Source organism: Methylobacterium sp. P5_C11 (assembly GCF_054049775.1).
Genome location: NZ_JBFULS010000012.1, coordinates 93,234 through 110,876 on the forward strand (window position 1 = coordinate 93,234; position 17,643 = coordinate 110,876).

The window sequence follows — 17,643 nt, forward strand, 5'->3', positions numbered from 1 at the left end:
GCTTCAACCTCAGCGTCAGAGCCCTCAGTAGACCTGGGCCTCCGCGCGGGGGCTTTCCGCCGGACCGTCCCGGCGCTCCAGGCTCTTCTCCACGACCTTGGCCAGCCCGACCATGATCTGGTCGATGGCGTAGTCCTTCGGGGTGTAGACGGCGCGCACGCCCATATTCTTGAGGACCAGCTCGTCCTCGGGCGAGATGATGCCGCCGACCACCACCGGGACGTGATCGAGCCCCGCCTCCCGCATCTTGGCCCGGACCTCGCGCACCAGGGGCACGTGGGATCCCGACAGGATCGACAGGCCGACCACGTGGGCGCCGGTCTCCTTCGCCTTGGCGACGATCTCGGCGGGCGTCTGGCGGATCCCGTCGTAGGTCACGTCGAACCCGACGTCGCGGGCGCGCAGCGCGATCTGCTCGGCGCCGTTCGAGTGGCCGTCGAGGCCGGGCTTGCCGACCACGAGCTTGGGCGTCTCGCCGAGGCGCTCGCCGAGATCGGCGATCAGGAGCTTGGCATCCTCGGCCGCGCCGCTGGAGACCGTTTCGAGGGTGACGCCGGTGGGCGCCCGGTACTCGCCGAAGACCTCCCGCAGGCGCGCGCCCCACTCGCCAGTGGTGACGCCGGCCCTGGCGGCCTCGATCGAGGGCGGCATGATGTTGGCGCCGGAGCGCGCCGCCTGCTCCAGGGCGTCGAGGGCTTGGCCCACGGCGTCTGCGTCGCGGTGGCTGCGCCATTCGCGGATGCGACCCTGCGCCTCCATCTCCACCGTCTCGGAGACGGAGAAGATCGCCCCCTCCCCGGCGGTGAGCGGCGACGGCTCGCCCTGCTGCCACTTGTTGACGCCGACCACGATCTGCTCGCCGGCCTCGATGGCGGAGATCCGCCGCGCATTCGATTCGACCAGCGCGCGCTTGAGCGCGCCGGTCTCGACGGCCGCCACCGCGCCGCCGATGCCGCCGATCCGCTCCAGCTCGGCGCGGGTCTGGGCCTTCAGCGCCTCGACCTTGGCCTCGATCACGTGGCTGCCGTCGAAGATGTCGTCGTATTCCAGCAAGTCGGTCTCGAAGGCGAGGATCTGCTGCATGCGCATGGACCATTGCTGGTCCCAGGGCCGCGGCAGGCCCAGCGCCTCGTTCCAGGCCGGCAGCTGCACGGCGCGCGCCCGGGCGCGCTTCGAGAGCGTCACCGCCAGCATCTCGATCAGGATGCGGTGGACGTTGTTTTCAGGTTGCTGCTCGGTGAGCCCCAAAGAGTTCACCTGCACGCCATACCGAAAAATGCGCTTCTTCGGGTCGTCGATCCCGTAGCGCTCCTGGGCGATCTCGTCCCAGAGTTCCGAGAACGCCCGCATCTTGCAGATCTCGGTGACGAACCGCAGCCCCGCGTTCACGAAGAACGAGATCCGCCCGAAGACGTCGGAGAAGCTCTCGGCGTCGAACTCGGGATCGTCGCGCACGGTGTCGAGCACCGCGATGGCGATGGCCAGCGCGTAGGAGAGCTCCTGGACCGGCGTCGCCCCCGCCTCCTGCAGATGGTAGGAGCAGACGTTCATCGGGTTCCACTTCGGCACGTTCTTCGTGGTGAAGAGGATCACGTCCTTGGTGAGCCGGAGGGACGGCGCGGGCGGAAACACGTAGGTGCCGCGCGACAGGTACTCCTTGATGATGTCGTTCTGGGTCGTGCCCTGGAGGGCGGCGATCGGCGCGCCCTGCTCCTCGGCCACCGCGAGGTAGAGCGCCAGCAGCCACGGGGCCGTGGCGTTGATCGTCATGGAGGTGTTCATCTGGGCGAGCGGGATGTCCTGGAACAGGGTCCGCATGTCGCCGAGATGCGCGATCGAGACGCCGACCTTGCCGACCTCGCCCCGGGAGAGTTCGTGGTCGGGGTCGTAGCCGGTCTGGGTCGGGAGGTCGAAGGCCACCGACAGGCCGGTCTGACCCTTGGCGAGGTTGCCCCGATAGAGCTTGTTCGACTCCGCCGCGGTCGAGTGACCCGCATAGGTGCGGATGATCCACGGCTTATCGCGGCTCGACTTGTCGCTCTTGGTCTCCGCGACGCTCGCGCCCATTCCTCGCCTCCGTGTGATCTTTAATGCCCGCGCGCGGGGCGCAGCCTTGCGGCCACCGTAGCGAAGGCGTGGGCACCCGTCATCCGGGACGGAAGTGCAAGGCGCCCGCGCGGGCCTCGGCGGCTCATGAAAAAACTTGCCCGCCGGGACAGCAGGATTTGAAGGCGCCGGCGCGCGCCGAGGCCGCCCAGCCCTGTGCGACCCGCGCGCCGCGATGCGGTCCAGACCGGCACCGCCGTCCTGGTATAAAGTCCACCTGATCTGTCGTTCGCAGGAGCCGCCTCTGCACTGATGCGAGAGAGCATGTCAGGCCAATGACTTAGGTCTGAATGTGTCCGCGGGTGATCGGGACCAGCTCAGGTCCGGGGCGTCGGCGTCGTGCAAGGTCACGGGACCGACACGGCCAAGGCGGTCTCCGAATAATACTTGGTCTCCCGGAAAGCCGATTTTGAATACGTGGCCGCCCGCCCTGTGCCGGCGCTTTTTTCATGTCGGAAACCACCGGGTTTCGACTTTCGGCCCACTTGGACGCCTCCGGCATCGCCGCTATAGCGCGATGGAGAACCGCGGCCGTGAGAACCACGCGGGACGAGAGGAGAGCGAGATGGCGGCGAGCGCTGCGATCAGTCCGACGGGCGGGGAGGTCAAGGACCTCTACGAGATGGGTGAAATCCCCCCGCTGGGTCATGTGCCGGCCAAGATGTATGCCTGGGCGATCCGGCGCGAGCGCCACGGACCCCCGGAACAGTCCCACCAGCTCGAAGTGCTGCCGGTCTGGGAGATCGGCGACGACGAGGTGCTGGTCTACGTCATGGCGGCGGGCGTGAACTACAACGGCGTCTGGGCCGGCCTCGGCGAGCCGATCTCCCCCTTCGACGTGCACAAGGGCGAGTACCACATCGCCGGCTCGGACGCGTCCGGCATCGTCTGGAAGGTCGGCGCCAAGGTGAAGCGCTGGAAGGTCGGCGACGAGGTCATCGTCCACTGCAACCAGGACGACGGCGACGACGAGGAGTGCAACGGCGGCGACCCGATGTTCTCGCCGACCCAGCGGATCTGGGGCTACGAGACCGGGGACGGCTCCTTCGCGCAGTTCTGCCGGGTGCAGTCGCGCCAGCTGATGCACCGGCCCAAGCATCTCACCTGGGAAGAGGCGGCCTGCTACACGCTGACGCTGGCCACCGCCTACCGCATGCTGTTCGGCCACGCGCCGCACACGGTCCGGCCGGGCCAGAACGTGCTGATCTGGGGCGCCTCCGGGGGCTTGGGCGTGTTCGGCGTGCAGCTCTGCGCGGCCTCCGGCGCCAACGCGATCGCGGTGATCTCGGACGAGTCGAAGCGCGACTACGTGATGAGCCTCGGCGCCAAGGGCGTCATCAACCGCAAGGACTTCGACTGCTGGGGCCAGCTCCCGAAGGTGAACTCGCCCGAATTCCATGCCTGGACCAAGGAGGCGCGGAAATTCGGCAAGGCGATCTGGGAGATCACCGGCAAGCAGGATGTCGACATCGTGTTCGAGCATCCGGGCGAGGCGACCTTCCCGGTCTCGGCGCTGGTGGCGAAGCGCGGCGGCATGGTGGTGTTCTGCGCCGGCACGACCGGCTTCAACATCACCTTCGACGCCCGCTACGTCTGGATGCGGCAGAAGCGGATCCAGGGCTCGCACTTCGCCCACCTCAAGCAGGCCTCGGCGGCGAACCAGTTCGTCCTCGACCAGCGGATCGACCCGTGCATGAGCGAGGTCTTCCCCTGGGACAAGATCCCCCAGGCCCACACCAAGATGTGGAAGAACCAGCACCCGCCGGGCAACATGGCCTGCCTCGTCAACTCCCCGCGCGCCGGCCTGCGCACGGTCGAGGACGTGATCGAGGCCGGGCCGCTGAAGCGCTAGGGCGACCTCATCGGGCCGGCCCGCCGCTCTCGCGCGGGGCCGGCCCGATGGGCTAAGCTCCGATCGTCCCGCGCCGACTCGGCGATCGGTTCGGTGCGCCGGGACGCGCGCGGATGACGGGCCTGCGAGATCCTGACCGGACCCGGCCCCGATCCGAATCGGGGGCACGGATTTGAACGGCGACGACGAGGCTTACGTCTACGACGAGGCGACAGGCGAATGGCTGCCGCCGGGGACCGCGATCACGCCCCCGGAGAAAGCGGCGGTCCGCGACGCGGCCGACAATGTGCTCGCCGACGGCGATTCGGTCACGCTGATCAAGGACCTGAAGGTCAAGGGCGCGAACCAGACCCTGAAGCAGGGCACGGTCATCCGGTCGATCCGGCTCACGGACGATCCGGAGGAGATCGATTGCCGCCACGACACCATCAAGGGTCTCGTCCTGCGCACCGAGTTCGTGCGCAAGCGCTGACGCTTCTGGAGCGGCAGGCCGAACCCCCGGCCCCGAGCGGCGAAGCGGGACCCTTGACCCGGGAGCCGGCGCGAAGCCCCTCCTCCGGCGGCGGATCCGCCCCCTCCCGCCCTTGACAGAGGGCGCCGGCCTGCCGCTCTCCGTGCGGATGCCGGACGACACGGACGAGATCGCCATCGTGGGCGGGGGCCCCGCCGGACTCGCGGCGGCGGAGGTGTTGGCCCAGGCCGGCCATTCGGTCACGGTCTACGAGCACATGCCGTCAGTCGCCCGCAAGCTGCTGATCGCCGGGCGTGGCGGCCTCAACATCACCCACAGCGAGAAGCAGGCGGACTTCCTCGCCCGCTACCACCCGCACGGTGTCCTCGACGCCGCCATCTCGGCCTTCCCTCCCGAGGCGCTGCGGGATTGGTGCGCGGACCTCGGCGAGCCGACCTTCGTCGGGTCGAGCGGGCGCGTCTTTCCCCAGAGCTTCAAGGCCTCGCCGCTGCTGCGGGCGTGGCTGGCGCGGCTCGACCGCCTCGGGGTCCGGATCCGCACCCGCCACCGGCTCACGGCAATCGCCGGGGGGCCATCCGCACCCGAGACCCTGGGCGGGGGATCGTCCGCCGGAGGCAGGGATTTCGACCCCGAAGCGGGACGTCCGCACCTGAGGATGCAGGTCGAGACCCCGGACGGCCCCCGCGCCATACGGCCGCGTGCCGCGCTCCTGGCGCTGGGCGGGGCGAGCTGGCCGCGGCTCGGGTCGGACGGGCGCTGGGTGCCGCTCCTCGAAGGGCTCGGCGTGGCGGTGACGCCCTTGCAGGCCGCCAATGCCGGCTTCGCGGTGGCGTGGTCCGACCGGTTCCGGGAGCGCTTTTCCGGCGCCCCGCTGAAGCGGATCGCCCTCGCCTGCGACGGCACCACGGTGCGGGGCGAGGCCGTGGTCACGAAATCCGGCCTTGAGGGCGGGGCGGTCTACGCCCTGTCACGCTCCCTGCGCGCGGCGATCGCCGTCCGGGGCACCGCCCGGCTCGTCGTGGATCTGCGGCCCGACCTGACCCGGGACGCCCTCGCCAGCCGCCTGTCCGGTGCCCGGCCCGGGGATTCGACCGCGACCCGCCTGCGCAAGGCCGCGGGCCTCGCCCCCGTGGCGGCGGGCCTCCTGCGCGAGGCGGGCGGTGGCGCCCTCCCGGCCGATCCGGGGGAACTCGCCGGGCTGATCAAGGCCGCACCGCTGTTCCTCACGGCCTCGGCGCCGATCGAGCGGGCGATCTCGACGGCGGGCGGCGTCCGGCTCGACGCTTTGGACGGGCGGTCGATGCTGCGCGCCCGTCCCGGCCTGTTCCTGGCCGGCGAGATGCTCGACTGGGAGGCTCCGACCGGCGGCTACCTGCTCCAGGGCGCCTTCGCGGGCGGCCGGGCGGCCGCCGCCGGAATGCTCGACTGGCTGTGCGAGACCGGCGGCTGAGGCGGACGCCTCACGGCCGCGTGCAGAACCCGACGATACCGGTTGCCTCCGCCGGGCAGCTGGCGCCCTCCCCGTCATAGACCGGCGCACCGGCCTTGAGGCAATGGGCGGTGACCAGCGTTTCCCCGGCCTCGCAGGTCACGGCGCAACCGCCCGCGCAGTCGGTCTTGCGCACGGGCCGCAGGGCGGAGGCCGCGCCCTCGCCCCTCGGACCCGGGCCGCCCTGCGGGCCGGCCTGACCTCTGGGACCCGGCGGACCCTGGAGGCCCGGAATCCCCGCCTCGCCTTTCGGTCCGGGTGCTCCCTGGGGACCGGCCGGACCCTGAGGGCCTGTCTCCCCCTTCGGACCCGGCTCCCCTTTCGGACCCGTATCGCCCTTCGGCCCCGTATCGCCGTTGGCCCCCATCGCGCCCGGCTCGCCCTTGGGACCCGGCTCGCCCTTGGGACCCGTCTCCCCGGGCGACCCCGCCACGCCCTGAGGCCCGGGCGCGCCCGGTGGTCCCTCGGGGGCGCAATTCGCCACCACCGCCTCGCGCTCGTCCGGATCGGATTTCAGCGTCGCCACACAGGTCGAAGGCCGGTAGGGCACCCGGAAGGTGAACCGCCCGCGTCGGTCGGCCTGGACCGAGATGTCGTCGTCCAGCACCACGATCGCGCCCGGCTTGCGCACCGAGCCAGAGATCCGCAGGTCGCCGGCCTCGATGCGGGCGTCGTAGACCATGATCGGCTGGCTCGGCATCTGCGGCCGCCGGGGCCGGACCGGGCGCGGTCGCGCCGCGGCGGACGGATCCGGCGCCGCGGCCCCCGGATCCGCCGGCTGCTGGGCGAGCGCCGCCCCGGACAGGGCGAGCAGGATCGTCAGGGCGAGGGCTGGGCGCATGCGCGGTCCGGTTCGACCGCGTCACGCACGCGGCGTCGGACTTTGGTCTCGCCCTGCAAGTGAGGTCAACCGCGTTCGTGAAGCTCCAGGTGGAGGCTGAGTCCACAGCCATCCACAGGCCAAGCCGCTGGGCGGACGCAGGATTCCAGGACCCTGCGGAAACCGTTTGTAGATGTTCATGTTATGTTCCTATCGTCCGGCATGACCGGAGCCGACGGAGATGGGGCTGGACCCTGCGGACGAGACCGAGCGGGACCCCGCGCCTGGCGGTCCCCGGGCACGGCTGGCGGCCCTGCGCGCGCGCCTCGCGCCGTCGGCCGGAGGCCGGGACCTGCGCCCGGTCCTGCCGCTGGGCCTGCCCGCCCTCGACGCCCACCTGCCTGGGGGCGGCCTCACCCTGGGGCCGCCCCACGAGATTGCGCCGGCCGAACCCGCGGACGGGATCGCGGCCCTCGGCTTCGTCCTGGCGCTCTGCGCCCGCCACCTTGCCGCGATGCCGGGGGCGGCGCTGGTCGCCGCCGCCCCCGGCCAGCCCCTGCCCCATGGTCACGGGCTCGCGGGGCTGGGCCTCGACCCGGCCCGGTTGCTGCTGCTGGAGGCCGGGGGCGACGCGGAGGTGTTCCGCGCGCTGGAAGCGGCGCTGCACGCCCGCAGCCTCACGGCGCTCGTCGGCCTCCTGCGGGAGGGCCTGCCGCTGAAGCCGGGGCGGCGCCTGCAACTCGCCGCGGAGGGATCCGCCCCGCCCCTCCTTCTGATCCTGCGGCCGGCCTCGGCCGGGCTGCCCAACGGGGCCGCCACCCGCTGGCGGATCGCCGCGGCGCCCGGAGCCCGGGACCGGTTCGGCGCCCTCGACAGGCCGCGCTGGCGGGCGCGGCTCGAACGCTGCCGCAACGGACGCGGCGGCGAGTGGCTTCTGGAGTGGGACCATGCCGCGCATCGTCTGCATCTGCCTGAGCCATTGGCCGGTGACGCGGCTGCGGCGGGCCGGCCTCGCGCCTGAGGCGGGACCTCTGGCGGTGGCGGCCGAGGGGCCTGGGGGCCTGCGGCTCGTGGCCCTCGATCCGCAGGCCCGCGCCCTCGGCCTGACGCCCGGCGAACTCCTCGGCCGCGTCCGGGCGCGGATCGGCGTGCCGCTCCAGGTCTATCCGGCCGATCCGGCCGCCGACCGGGAGGCCCTGCTGCGCCTCTGCCGCTGGGCGTCGGGCTACGCGCCGCTGGTGGCGCCGTTCGGGCCGGCGGAGGCGGCGGACGGGCTCTACATCGACGTCGCCGGGGCAAGCCACCTGCGCGGCGGCGAGGCGAACCTCGTCGCGGATCTGGCCGCCCGGCTCGCCCGGAGCAACATCCCGGCGCGGATCGCGCTGGCCGACACGCCCGGCGCCGCCTTCGCGCTGGCCAGCCAGGGAGGGGGCGAGGGGTGCGTCGTCCCACCGGGCGGCTCTGCGGAGGCCCTGCGGGGGCTGCCCGTGGAAGCCCTGCGGCTCGATCCCGGCACGGTCTCGGGCCTGAGGCGGCTCGGCCTGCGCCGGATCGGCGAACTCGACGCCCTGCCCCGCGGCCCCCTCGCCCGTCGATTCGGCGAGGCCCTGCTGCTGCGCCTCGACCAGGCCCTGGCCCGCAGGCCCGAGCCCCTGGCGCCCCTGTCGGACCCGACGGCGTATGCGGCGGCCCGCGGCTTCCTCGACCCGATCGGCCGGCAATCGGACATCGTCCGGACCGTCCGGGACCTGATGGCGGAGATCGCCCCCCGCCTGGAGCGGGACGGGCTCGGCGCCTGCGCCCTGCGCCTCGCCCTCCACCGGATCGACGGTGCGGTGCGCGAACTCGATCTCGGCCTGTCGCGTCCGGAGCGTCACCCTGAGCAAGTCGCGGCCCTGGTCTCCCTGCGCCTCGACCGGCTGGGATCCGCCCTGGACGCCGGTTTCGGCTTCGAGACGGTGGCCCTCGCCGTCACGGTGACGGGCGCCATGCCGGCCCGCCAGACGGATCTCGGTGCGGACGCCAAGGGCGACGGCATCGGCTTCCTGGCCGACGTCCTGGCGCAGCGCCTCGGGCGGGCGCTGCTGCGCCTGGAGCCCCGGGCGAGTCACCTGCCGGAGCGGTCCGATCGGGGCCGTGCTTGGGTTGCGGAGGAAGGGCGGGGATCGGTGGAGGGCCACGGCCGAGCATCGGCGCGCCTCCCTCCTTCCTCTGCGGGGGAAGGCAGGGCGCGTGTCGCCGCGGGAGAGACCCTCCTGTCGAGCCCTGAGCAGGCCGGAACCCAGAGTGCCGCCCCCCTCTGGCCCGACCACCTCCCGCCCCGCCCCCTGGTCCTGTTCCCCCGGGGCGAGGCTGCCGTCGACGTGCTCTCCACAGTGCCGGAGGGGCCGCCCCGGCGCTTTCGCTGGCGCGCTCAGGTCCACAGGGTCGCCCATGCCGAAGGGCCGGAACGGATCGCCGCCGAATGGTGGCGCGCTCCGGGTCACGACCGCGACTACTACCGCATCGAGTGCGAGGCCGGTCACCGGCTCTGGCTCTACCGGGACGGGCCGCACGCGCCCGACCGACCGGCCGCGTGGTACGTCCACGGGCTGTTCGCGTGAGCAGTCCTCACGTCCCGTACGCCGAACTCGCCGTCACCACGAACTTCTCCTTCCTGCACGGCGCCGCGCATCCGCAGGAATTCGTCGTGCAGGCGGCGGCCTACGGTCTCGCGGCCATCGGCATCGCCGACCGCAACACCGTGGCCGGCGTGGTGCGGGCGCATGCGGCGGCGCAGGCGCTCGAAGCGGAGGGCACCGCGATCCGGATCCTGCCCGGGGTGCGCCTCGTCACCGAGGAGGGGTTCGAGGCCGTCACCTACCCGATGGACCGGGCGGCCTGGGGCCGCCTCTGCCGGCTGCTCACCCTGGGCAACCGGCGCGTCCGCAAGGGTGAGTGCCGCTTCTCCTTCCCCGAGATGCTGGAGGCCGCCGAGGGGCAGATCTTCATCGCCATGCCCCCGGCCCGACGCCTGCCAGAGGGGTTTCGGGCGCGGCTGGAGGCGCTCGCCGCGGCGGCCCCGGCCCGGACCTTCCTCGGGGCGAGCCACACGCGCCGCGGCGACGAGAGGCGGCGCCTCGGCCTGCTCGCCGAGCTGGGGGCGGTCGCCCGCGCCCCGATGGTCGCGGTCTCGGACGCGCTCTACCACCATCCCGAGCGGCGCCCGCTCCAGGACGTGGTCACCTGCATCCGCGCAGGCTGCCGGATCGGGGAGGCCGGCTACCGCCTGGAGGCCAATGCCGAGCGTCACCTGAAGCCCCCCGCCGAGATGGTGCGGCTGTTCGCCGACCACCCGGAGGCGGTGGCCCGCACCGTCGAGATCGCCGAGGCCTGCGACTTCCGCCTGTCCCAGCTGCGCTATGAGTATCCGGACGAGCCGGTGCCCCCTGGGCGCACGCCGCAGGAATACCTGGAGGACAAGACCTGGGAGCGGGCGCGCTGGCGCTATGCCGGCGAGGTCCCGGACGCCGTCGAGGCGACCCTTCGCGAGGAGCTCCGGCTCATCGCCAAGATGGACTACGCCCGCTACTTCCTGACCCTGTTCGACGTGGTCGAGTTCGCCCGCGGCAAGGGCATCCTGTGCCAGGGCCGGGGCTCGGCGGCCAATTCCGCCGTGTGCTTCTGCCTGGGCATCACCGCGGTGGACCCGTCCAAGCACCGGCTGCTCTTCGCCCGCTTCATCTCGGAGAACCGGGGCGAGCCCCCCGACATCGACGTCGATTTCGAGCACGCGCGCCGCGAGGAGGTAATCCAGCACCTCTACGCCCGCTACGGCCGGGAGCGGGCCGCCCTCTGCGCCACGGTGATCCACTACCGGCCGCGCATGGCGATCCGGGAGGTCGGCAAGGTCCTAGGCCTGACCGAGGACGTGACCGCGGCGATCGCCGACACGGTCTGGGGCTCCTGGGGCACCGGCATGCCGGACAAGCACGTGCGCGAGGCCGGCCTCGACCCCGCCAACCCGGCGATCCGGCAGGCGCTGGACCTCGCCCACCAGCTGATCGGCTTCCCCCGCCACCTGTCGCAGCATGTCGGCGGCTTCATCCTGACCAAGGGGCGCCTCGACGAGACCGTGCCGGTGGGCAACGGCGCTATGGCGGAGCGCACCTTCATCGAGTGGGACAAGGACGACATCGACGCGATCGGCCTGATGAAGGTCGACGTGCTGGCGCTCGGCATGCTGACCTGCCTCAAGCGCGGCCTCGAGTTTCTGGAGAAGGACCACGGCACCTTCTACGAGACGCTGGCCGACCTGCCGCAGGACGATTCCGAGACCTACGCGATGCTGGCCAAGGCCGATTCCGTCGGCGTCTTCCAGGTCGAGAGCCGGGCGCAGATGTCGATGCTGCCGCGCCTGAAGCCGAAGGAGTTCTACGACCTCGTGGTGCAGGTCGCGATCGTGCGCCCCGGCCCGATCCAGGGCGACATGGTCCATCCCTACCTGCGGCGGCGCTCGGGGGAAGAGCCGGTGGAATACCCGGCCCCGCACCCGGACCACGGGCCGGCGGACGAGCTGAAGGAGGTCCTGAAAAAAACCTACGGGGTGCCGCTGTTCCAGGAGCACGCCATGCAGATCGCCATCACGGCGGCGGGCTTCACCCCGGCGGAAGCCGACGGCCTGCGCCGGGCGATGGCGACCTTCCGCCATGTCGGCTCCATCGGCGGGTTCACGGAGAAGTTCGTGGGCGGCATGACCCGCCGGGGCTACCCGCAGGATTTCGCCGAGCGCTGCTTCGCGCAGATCCGGGGCTTCTCCACCTACGGCTTCCCGGAGAGCCACGCGGCGAGCTTCGCGCTCCTCGTCTACGCCTCGGCCTGGATGAAGTGCCGGCACCCCGACGTCTTCCTGGCCGCGATCCTCAACGCCCAGCCCATGGGCTTCTACCAGCCCGCCCAGCTCGTGCGCGACGCCCGCGCCCACGGGGTGGAGGTGCGGGGCGTCTGCGTCAACGCCAGCGACTGGGACTGCACCCTGGAGCCGGCCGGGGATCCGGCGCTGCACGCCGTGCGGATCGGCCTGCGCGTGGTGCGCGGCCTGCCCGAGGCCGCCATGCGCCGGCTCGTGCGCCTGCGCGCCAACGGCTACGCCAGCATCGAGGGCCTGCAGGCGTCCCTCGCCCTGCCCCGCAACGCTCTGGAACGGCTGGCCGAGGCGGACGCGTTCCGCTCGCTGGGCCTCGACCGGCGCGCCGCCCTCTGGATGGTCCGCACACTGGAGGGAACCTCGGCGCGCAAGGCCGCCAAGGGGAATAGCTTGGCCGACCCCGGTGAGCGCCGCGCCCATCTCCTCGACGCGCCCCTGCCGCTCTTCGCCTGGCACGCCGATGACGGCCTGTTCCGGCACGAGCCGGCCGTGGACCTGCCGATCCTGGCCCCGTCCGAGGCGGTGGCCGAGGATTACGCCGCCACCGGCCTGTCGCTGCAGGGGCACCCGGTCGCGTTCTTCCGGGGGCGGCTCGCCCGGATCGGCGCGATCCCGGCCCGGGCGCATCTCGATCCCGCCCTGCCCCAGGGGGCGCGGGTCACGGTGGCGGGGCTCGTGCTGATCCGCCAGCGGCCGGGCACCGCCAAGGGCGTGGTCTTCCTGACCCTGGAGGACGAGACCGGTATCGCCAACGTGATCGTCTGGAAGACCGTGTTCGAGGCCAACCGCCGGACCGCCATGCAGGCCCGGTTCCTCGCCGTGCGCGGCCGGATCCAGCGGGCCGGCGGGGTGGTCCACCTCGTGGCGGAGGGATTTCGCGATCTCACCGCCTCCCTGCGCGACCTGCGCGAGGCCGGGCTGAAGCTGCCCCCCGAGAACACGGATTTCGGCGTGCCCCCGGACCGGCGGGTCTACCGCAGCCGGGATTTCCACTGACGGCCGCCCCTCGACAGGACCCGCGCCGCGGGTAGAGTGCCCACATGTCGAGCTTCGCCGTTCCGCGCCTTCTCCTCACCGCCTGCGCGGCCCTGCCGCTGGTCTTGCCGCTGGCCCTGCCGCTCCTGGCGGGGGACGCCCGGGCCGACAGCTGCGACGACCTCACCCGCCAGATCGCCGGCGCGATCGGCGGCAAGGTCGGCAAGCGCGCCGGCCCCAGCATCGACATCCGCATGGCCGGCCCGATCAAGTTCGACGTGACCTGCCGGGCCGAGCCGATCGTGCAGGCGACCTCCGCCGAGCCGACCCCCTCGGCGACCTTCTTCCGCGACCTGTCGGTGGCCTCCGAGATCCTCGTCGGCCAACCGGCCGCGACCGTCGAGCCGATCATCGCCAACGCCTACCGGACCTCGCTGTCGGAACGGCGCAAGTCGTTCATCCAGCAGAACGGCTGGTCGGCCTCCTGCTATACCGACCCGGGCAGCACCACGATGCGGACCCTGTGCTCGGTGGGGCGCATCCCGCCGGGATGATTCGGGCTTGCCCCGGCAGGATGCGGGCGGCGCGGTTGATCAGTACTCGATCACGCCGTCGAGGGCGTAGTGCTTCACGGTCTTCCGGTTGGCGATCAGCTCGTCCACCGTCGGCTCGCCCTTGAGGGCGCGGGCGATGGCGAGCTTCGTGGCCTCGTAGTTGGTCCGGTAGAGATCCTTCTGGTCGAGGTTGTCGTCCTCGGCGCAGCGCTGATCGAGCCAGATCATGATGATCATGCACAGCTCGTCGAGTCCGTCCTTGGGCAGGATGCCCTCGATGATGCAGTCCACGATCGCGTCGCCGGTGGCGGCCTGGACCACGCCGCCGAGGAGCTCGGCATACTCGGCCGTGTGAATCGTGACCTTGGTGGTCATCATCGTGGCGGGGCGCACGAGCTGGTTGAGGTCGCGGACCACGAACATCCGCGTGTGGCCCTGGACCTGCCCCATCATCGACGCGAAAGCCTGGCCGACCGGACCGCGCACCGAGCCGATCAGCACCTCCGGCATGGCGTCGGTGTACTGGCCCTCGGCCGCCAGCACCGTGGCCTCTCCCGTGCGGAACCAGATCTCTTGCATGTTCGAACTCCACCTGATCGGAGCCCGCGGGAGACATCATCGCGACGCCCGCGTCAATCGATTCAGAGCAGGCCGACTCCGTCGACAACGCCGGCCCTCGCGAAGGCGATGGTGACCCCCGACACGGTGTCGGCCACCCCCGCGTCTGTGCCCTCCACCCGCTGTCCCGCCGGCAGGGCTCTGTTGGCGGGCAGGATCGGAAGCAGTGCGTCCACCGCCGCCATGGCGATACTGAGAGCGAGGAAGTCTGGCCCGCGCTGCACGGCTCCCGTCCATGCGGCGACAGCCCGCACGAAGGCACCCGCGAGAGTAACGGTCTCTAGACCGGCGCCCTCTCTCGGCCGCCGTGATGAGGCTGCCGACATCCCTATCGACCAGCATCACCACGGGTCCGGGACCTGCGGCCTTGAGGTCCGCGGACAGGCAAGGCAGGGAAGCGCTGGGCTCGGCTCTCGGGAACCGTCCTGAGCAGGGGCCGTTCCGGCGGACGCCTGTGGCGTCTTCACGGGGCAGGCGGGAGGAGTGTGGGATGGCGGAGAGCACGGATCGGGGCTCCGGCTGGAGCCTTCAGGCGAGCGCCGTACCCGACGGGGTGCGCCTGGAACTCGCCCTCGCCGACCTCGGCGGCGCGCCGGTGACCGCCGCCATCGTACTCGACCGCGCGGAGGCCCGCGCCTTCGCCCGCGCCCTGCTGGCCGCCGCCGGAGATGCGGCGGAACGGACCTTCCCGAAGCCGGGCGCCTGACGGCCCGACTAGGATGTTTGGTCCCGGGATTTGATGGTGCGGGTTGTGGGTGAACCGAGAGGGCACGTCCATCCAGGCTTTGCAGATCGCTTCATGGTACGTGAGGCCGCGTAGCGTCTTAAGGCGGCGGGCGAAGTTGTTGGCAGCCACGAAGTCAGCGAGATGCTGCCGCAGCTGATCGTGACTGTCGTAGTAGAAGCGTTTGACAGTGGCGTCCTAGATCGTGCGGTTCATCCGCTCAACTTGACCATTCGTCCAGGGATGACGCGGTTTCGTGAGACGGTGCTCGATGTCGAGGTCGGCGCAGGCGCCCTCGAAGGAGTGGCAGCGGAATAGCACCCCCTCGGCGCGCATCCCTCTGATCTCCTCCGGCATCCGGGTGTTGCCGGACGGCTCGGTAAAATGCGTGCCGTTATCGGTGAGCACGGTGTGGATCTTGTAGGGAACGGCGGCAGCAACGGCTCGCAGGAAGTTGCCGGCGACCCGGCGCGTGACCTTCTCGTGCAACTCGGCAAAGGCGAACTTGGAGGTCCGGTCGTTGGAGGTCCGGTCGATGGCCACGAGCAGGTAGAGCCGGCCCTCTTCAGTGTGCACCTCGGCGATATCGATGTGGAGGTAGTTGAGCGGGTAACGCTTGAACTCTGCCCGTCGCGGCTTGTCGCCTCCACCTCGGGGAACCGCGAGAGGCCGTGGCGCTGGAGGCAGCGGTGCAGGCTTGCGCGTGTGAGGCGGGATCGTCGGCTGTAGGGCATAGAGGCAGTCGTCGAGCGGCAGCAGGGTGTGTCGGCGGAAGGCGACGATCACCGCCTCGGTCTCGGCCGACAACACCGTGGATCGGGGTGCCGCCGGCCCCGTCTTCCGGTCCGCCAAGGAGGACCGCTTCTTCCACTTCGCGACGGTCTTCGAGTTGACGCCGTAACGGGCCGCCAGCGCCATCAAGCTCGCTTGAGTCCGCTGTGTCGCTCGACGGACTGCCGCTGTCGTCGCGGCGCTCCCGTGTTGAACCTGGCTCGTAGCGCGTCATTCCACTCGCGGGAGAAGACTGCACCATCAACCCTGGGATCAAACATGAGCGTGTCGGCGACGCCCGAGAGGTAGGCACTGCACCAGCCCGAGGCCTCCCCCTGATCGGCACGGCAAGCCCGGTAAAGGTCTCTGGTCCTTCTCTCCCGGATGGCGACCGAGCCCGTCAGTGGCCCGCCCGACGGGGCGCCTCGCTCGTTCGGCACGCAAGAGGATGTCGCGCACTCGGCAGCGTCGGCTACGGGTGTGGCCGCCGACAGGAAGGCGAGCATCACTACCATCCCGAGAGGACGGTTCGGGTTTCCAGCGAGCATGAGTGCGCTCCCGTCCGTTAGCCCTTGGTGACCTTCACCTGGTCGAGCGCCGCGCGCAGGCCCTTGGCGAGCTCGCCCACGTCGTCGTTGGCCCAGAAGTGCATGAAGAACAGCCGCGGCTCGTCGTCGAGCATGTGATTGTGCAGGGCCGTCACCTCGATGCCGTTGGCCTGCAGCGCCTTGATCACCGGGTTCACCTCATCGGCGGTGAGCACGAAGTCGCCCGAGATGGCGGCCTTGCCGCCGCCGGTGGGCTGGAAGTTGATGGCGATCGCCGAGCCCATCGCCACCGGCACGACCATGCCGTGATCCTTCGGCGTCTCGGAGCGCGGCACGCTGATGGCATAGACGCCGCCATTAACCTTGCCCTTGTGGCCGAGCGCCTGGTCGATAGCGGCGGTGTCGAGATCGAGCGTCTGGTCCGATGCGGTCGCCTTCGCCGAGACCGGACCCTCGCCGGCCGAGGCCGACCCGGTTGTCCCGATGGGTGGGGTGCCGCCGGCAGTCTCGCCGCCGAAGGGCGTCCGGCTCGCCCCGAGCGCCCCCGCCAGGACCGTGGCGAGCTTCCCGGGCTCGCCGTGCCCGGAGAGGTGCATGTAGAGGGTGCTCGGAGAGGCCCGAAGCAGGTGGTTGTGGACGGCGGTGATCTCGACTCCGTTCTCGACGAGGCGCTTCATGACCGGGCTTACCTCGTCCTCGGTCAGGACGAGGTCCCCCATGACCATGACCTCGTTGTTGTGGCGCACGAAGGCCAGCCATGAGCCCAGGGCGAAGGATGGCTTTAGGGTTACGCCGTCGAGGGTGACATTCAGGTCCGTCCGGGGCAGGCCGACGCGGTAGACACCACCCGGCATCGCCGTGCCGGGCTTCCCGAGGCCGGTCGCGATGGCCTCCTGCCAGGGCTCAACGGCTGACGCACGGGTCACGAGAGCGCCCAAGACGGCGATGGATGCAAGCAAGCGACGCATGGTCGTCTCCTCGGTTGTTGTCGGGCTTCGTCTTCCTCAGGACCGGCGGGCCGGCACCTGCAGCACGCCCTCGTCCGGCAACGTGCCGTCGCCGCGCCGGAACTCGACGCGTTTGCCGGCCGTCCAGACCTGGACGCACGGGTCGGCCTCCAGGCAGAGCCCGTCCCCATCGATCCGCCGTCTCGCGATGTGGGCTCGCCCGAGCGACACGACGTGCAGGCGACCTCCCGGTTCGAAGCGGTAGGCCCAGTGCACCCCGTCGGTGACTTCCTTGCCGACGAGGTGCGCCCGGATCTCGGAGGCGCTCAGGTGCCGGAATGCCGCACCCGCGGGCGATGGGCTCGCCGTCATCGCCAGGAGAGCGGTCATCGCGGTGAGGCGCCAGCCGGCCATCACACCAGCCCCGCCAGATGCAGGACGACGCCGGCCGCGGCGCAGGTCGCGAGCGTCTGGATCATGCCGACCTTGAACCGGAACACCGCCAGGGCCGCCGCTGCTGCGAGCGCGAGCGCCCAGGGATTCACGCTGGCGAGCACCGGTACGTCGAAGCTGACCGGTCCGGCCGTGAACGGTCGCGTCACTGCGAAGATGGTGTGCAGTGCGAACCAGACCGCGAGGTTCAGGATCACGCCGACCACCGCCGCGGTGATGGCCGAGAGCGCGCCGGCGAGTGCGCGGTTGCAGCGCAGGCGTTCGACGTAGGGGGCGCCGACGAAGATCCAGAGGAAGCAGGGCGCGAAGGTCACCCAGGTGGTCAGCAGGCCGCCGAGCGTACCGGCCAGCAGTGGCGGCAGCGAGCCCGGGGCGCGGTAGGCCGCCAGGAAGCCCACGAGCTGGGTG

The 17,643-nt window shown here is 71.4% G+C and carries 15 protein-coding genes and 1 pseudogene; 8 read left to right on the forward strand and 8 right to left on the reverse strand.

The window, feature by feature from the left end; translation table 11 throughout:
• Positions 1 to 24: 24 nt before the first annotated feature.
• The gene (locus ACXJKQ_RS09340) at positions 25 to 2,067 is read right to left on the reverse strand and encodes a protein meaA (RefSeq protein WP_457105481.1); all 2,043 of its coding nucleotides are present in this window, start codon (positions 2,065 to 2,067) and stop codon (positions 25 to 27) included.
• Positions 2,068 to 2,671: 604 nt separating this feature from the next.
• On the opposite strand from ACXJKQ_RS09340, the gene ccrA reads away from it, so the two are divergent.
• From ccrA to ACXJKQ_RS09355, 3 genes are all read left to right on the forward strand, one after another.
• The gene (ccrA, locus tag ACXJKQ_RS09345; protein ID WP_457105482.1) at positions 2,672 to 3,958 is read left to right on the forward strand and encodes a crotonyl-CoA carboxylase/reductase; all 1,287 of its coding nucleotides are present in this window, start codon (positions 2,672 to 2,674) and stop codon (positions 3,956 to 3,958) included.
• Positions 3,959 to 4,130: 172 nt separating this feature from the next.
• Positions 4,131 to 4,430, forward strand: coding sequence for an alkylphosphonate utilization protein (locus tag ACXJKQ_RS09350; RefSeq protein ID WP_457105483.1), 300 nt, complete (start codon positions 4,131 to 4,133; stop codon positions 4,428 to 4,430).
• Positions 4,431 to 4,578: 148 nt separating this feature from the next.
• Positions 4,579 to 5,880: a TIGR03862 family flavoprotein gene (locus tag ACXJKQ_RS09355; RefSeq protein WP_457105494.1), complete on the forward strand. Its 1,302-nt coding sequence runs from the start codon at positions 4,579 to 4,581 to the stop codon at positions 5,878 to 5,880.
• A gap of 10 nt (positions 5,881 to 5,890) precedes the next feature.
• On the opposite strand, the gene ACXJKQ_RS09360 is transcribed toward ACXJKQ_RS09355, so the two are convergent.
• Positions 5,891 to 6,760, reverse strand: a complete 870-nt coding sequence (locus tag ACXJKQ_RS09360) for a collagen-like protein (protein WP_457105484.1) — start codon at positions 6,758 to 6,760, stop codon at positions 5,891 to 5,893.
• 220 nt (positions 6,761 to 6,980) lie between these two features.
• On the opposite strand from ACXJKQ_RS09360, the gene ACXJKQ_RS09365 reads away from it, so the two are divergent.
• Genes ACXJKQ_RS09365 through ACXJKQ_RS09380 form a run of 4 tightly spaced genes read left to right on the forward strand, consistent with a single transcriptional unit; the run spans position 6,981 to position 13,174 of the window.
• Complete coding sequence (locus ACXJKQ_RS09365) at positions 6,981 to 7,760, forward strand: ImuA family protein (protein ID WP_457105485.1); 780 nt, start codon at positions 6,981 to 6,983, stop codon at positions 7,758 to 7,760.
• Positions 7,687 to 9,342: a Y-family DNA polymerase gene (locus ACXJKQ_RS09370; RefSeq protein ID WP_457105486.1), complete on the forward strand. Its 1,656-nt coding sequence runs from the start codon at positions 7,687 to 7,689 to the stop codon at positions 9,340 to 9,342. Before ACXJKQ_RS09365 ends, ACXJKQ_RS09370 begins: the two co-directional genes overlap by 74 nt.
• Positions 9,339 to 12,641: an error-prone DNA polymerase gene (locus ACXJKQ_RS09375; RefSeq protein ID WP_457105487.1), complete on the forward strand. Its 3,303-nt coding sequence runs from the start codon at positions 9,339 to 9,341 to the stop codon at positions 12,639 to 12,641. The genes ACXJKQ_RS09370 and ACXJKQ_RS09375 overlap by 4 nt, the downstream gene beginning before the upstream one ends.
• A gap of 44 nt (positions 12,642 to 12,685) precedes the next feature.
• Positions 12,686 to 13,174, forward strand: a complete 489-nt coding sequence (locus ACXJKQ_RS09380) for a hypothetical protein (RefSeq protein WP_457105488.1) — start codon at positions 12,686 to 12,688, stop codon at positions 13,172 to 13,174.
• A 39-nt stretch (positions 13,175 to 13,213) separates the two neighbouring features.
• Here ACXJKQ_RS09380 and fae read toward each other — a convergent pair whose 3' ends face one another.
• Positions 13,214 to 13,753, reverse strand: coding sequence for a formaldehyde-activating enzyme (gene fae / locus ACXJKQ_RS09385; RefSeq protein WP_020092273.1), 540 nt, complete (start codon positions 13,751 to 13,753; stop codon positions 13,214 to 13,216).
• A 62-nt stretch (positions 13,754 to 13,815) separates the two neighbouring features.
• A complete protein-coding gene (locus tag ACXJKQ_RS09390; protein ID WP_457105489.1) occupies positions 13,816 to 14,016 on the reverse strand; it encodes a hypothetical protein in 201 nt (66 codons plus the stop codon).
• 266 nt (positions 14,017 to 14,282) lie between these two features.
• Here ACXJKQ_RS09390 and ACXJKQ_RS09395 point away from each other — a divergent pair, with 266 nt between their 5' ends.
• Positions 14,283 to 14,498 carry a hypothetical protein gene (locus ACXJKQ_RS09395; protein WP_012318997.1) on the forward strand — a complete coding sequence of 72 codons (216 nt, stop codon included), beginning with the start codon at positions 14,283 to 14,285 and terminating at the stop codon, positions 14,496 to 14,498.
• Between the two features lie 15 nt (positions 14,499 to 14,513).
• Here ACXJKQ_RS09395 and ACXJKQ_RS09400 read toward each other — a convergent pair.
• The 4 genes and pseudogenes from ACXJKQ_RS09400 to ACXJKQ_RS09415 form a co-directional block, all read right to left on the reverse strand.
• Positions 14,514 to 15,506, reverse strand: a pseudogene (locus ACXJKQ_RS09400) (IS481 family transposase); the annotation flags it as partial.
• A gap of 346 nt (positions 15,507 to 15,852) precedes the next feature.
• On the reverse strand, positions 15,853 to 16,803 hold the full coding sequence (locus tag ACXJKQ_RS09405) for a DUF1259 domain-containing protein (RefSeq protein WP_457105490.1): 951 nt from the start codon (positions 16,801 to 16,803) through the stop codon (positions 15,853 to 15,855).
• A gap of 36 nt (positions 16,804 to 16,839) precedes the next feature.
• Entirely contained in the window at positions 16,840 to 17,196 is a 357-nt protein-coding gene (locus ACXJKQ_RS09410) for a hypothetical protein (protein WP_457105491.1), read from the reverse strand.
• Positions 17,196 to 17,643 (reverse strand): chromate transporter (locus ACXJKQ_RS09415; RefSeq protein WP_457105492.1); only part of this gene is annotated, 448 nt, incomplete at its 5' end. The genes ACXJKQ_RS09410 and ACXJKQ_RS09415, both read right to left, overlap by 1 nt.

Excerpts from the sequence above, each read along its gene's own strand:
- ACXJKQ_RS09340 (WP_457105481.1), bottom strand. The coding sequence starts at position 2,067 with ATGGGCGCGAGCGTCGCGGAGACCAAGAGCGACAAGTCGAGCCGCGAT.
- ACXJKQ_RS09365 (WP_457105485.1), top strand. The coding sequence starts at position 6,981 with ATGGGGCTGGACCCTGCGGACGAGACCGAGCGGGACCCCGCGCCTGGC.
- ACXJKQ_RS09370 (WP_457105486.1), top strand. The coding sequence starts at position 7,687 with ATGCCGCGCATCGTCTGCATCTGCCTGAGCCATTGGCCGGTGACGCGG.
- ACXJKQ_RS09380 (WP_457105488.1), top strand. The coding sequence starts at position 12,686 with ATGTCGAGCTTCGCCGTTCCGCGCCTTCTCCTCACCGCCTGCGCGGCC.
- ccrA (WP_457105482.1), top strand. The coding sequence starts at position 2,672 with ATGGCGGCGAGCGCTGCGATCAGTCCGACGGGCGGGGAGGTCAAGGAC.
- ACXJKQ_RS09395 (WP_012318997.1), top strand. The coding sequence starts at position 14,283 with ATGGCGGAGAGCACGGATCGGGGCTCCGGCTGGAGCCTTCAGGCGAGC.
- ACXJKQ_RS09360 (WP_457105484.1), bottom strand. The coding sequence starts at position 6,760 with ATGCGCCCAGCCCTCGCCCTGACGATCCTGCTCGCCCTGTCCGGGGCG.
- ACXJKQ_RS09405 (WP_457105490.1), bottom strand. The coding sequence starts at position 16,803 with ATGCGTCGCTTGCTTGCATCCATCGCCGTCTTGGGCGCTCTCGTGACC.
- fae (WP_020092273.1), bottom strand. The coding sequence starts at position 13,753 with ATGCAAGAGATCTGGTTCCGCACGGGAGAGGCCACGGTGCTGGCGGCC.
- ACXJKQ_RS09410 (WP_457105491.1), bottom strand. The coding sequence starts at position 17,196 with ATGGCCGGCTGGCGCCTCACCGCGATGACCGCTCTCCTGGCGATGACG.
- ACXJKQ_RS09355 (WP_457105494.1), top strand. The coding sequence starts at position 4,579 with ATGCCGGACGACACGGACGAGATCGCCATCGTGGGCGGGGGCCCCGCC.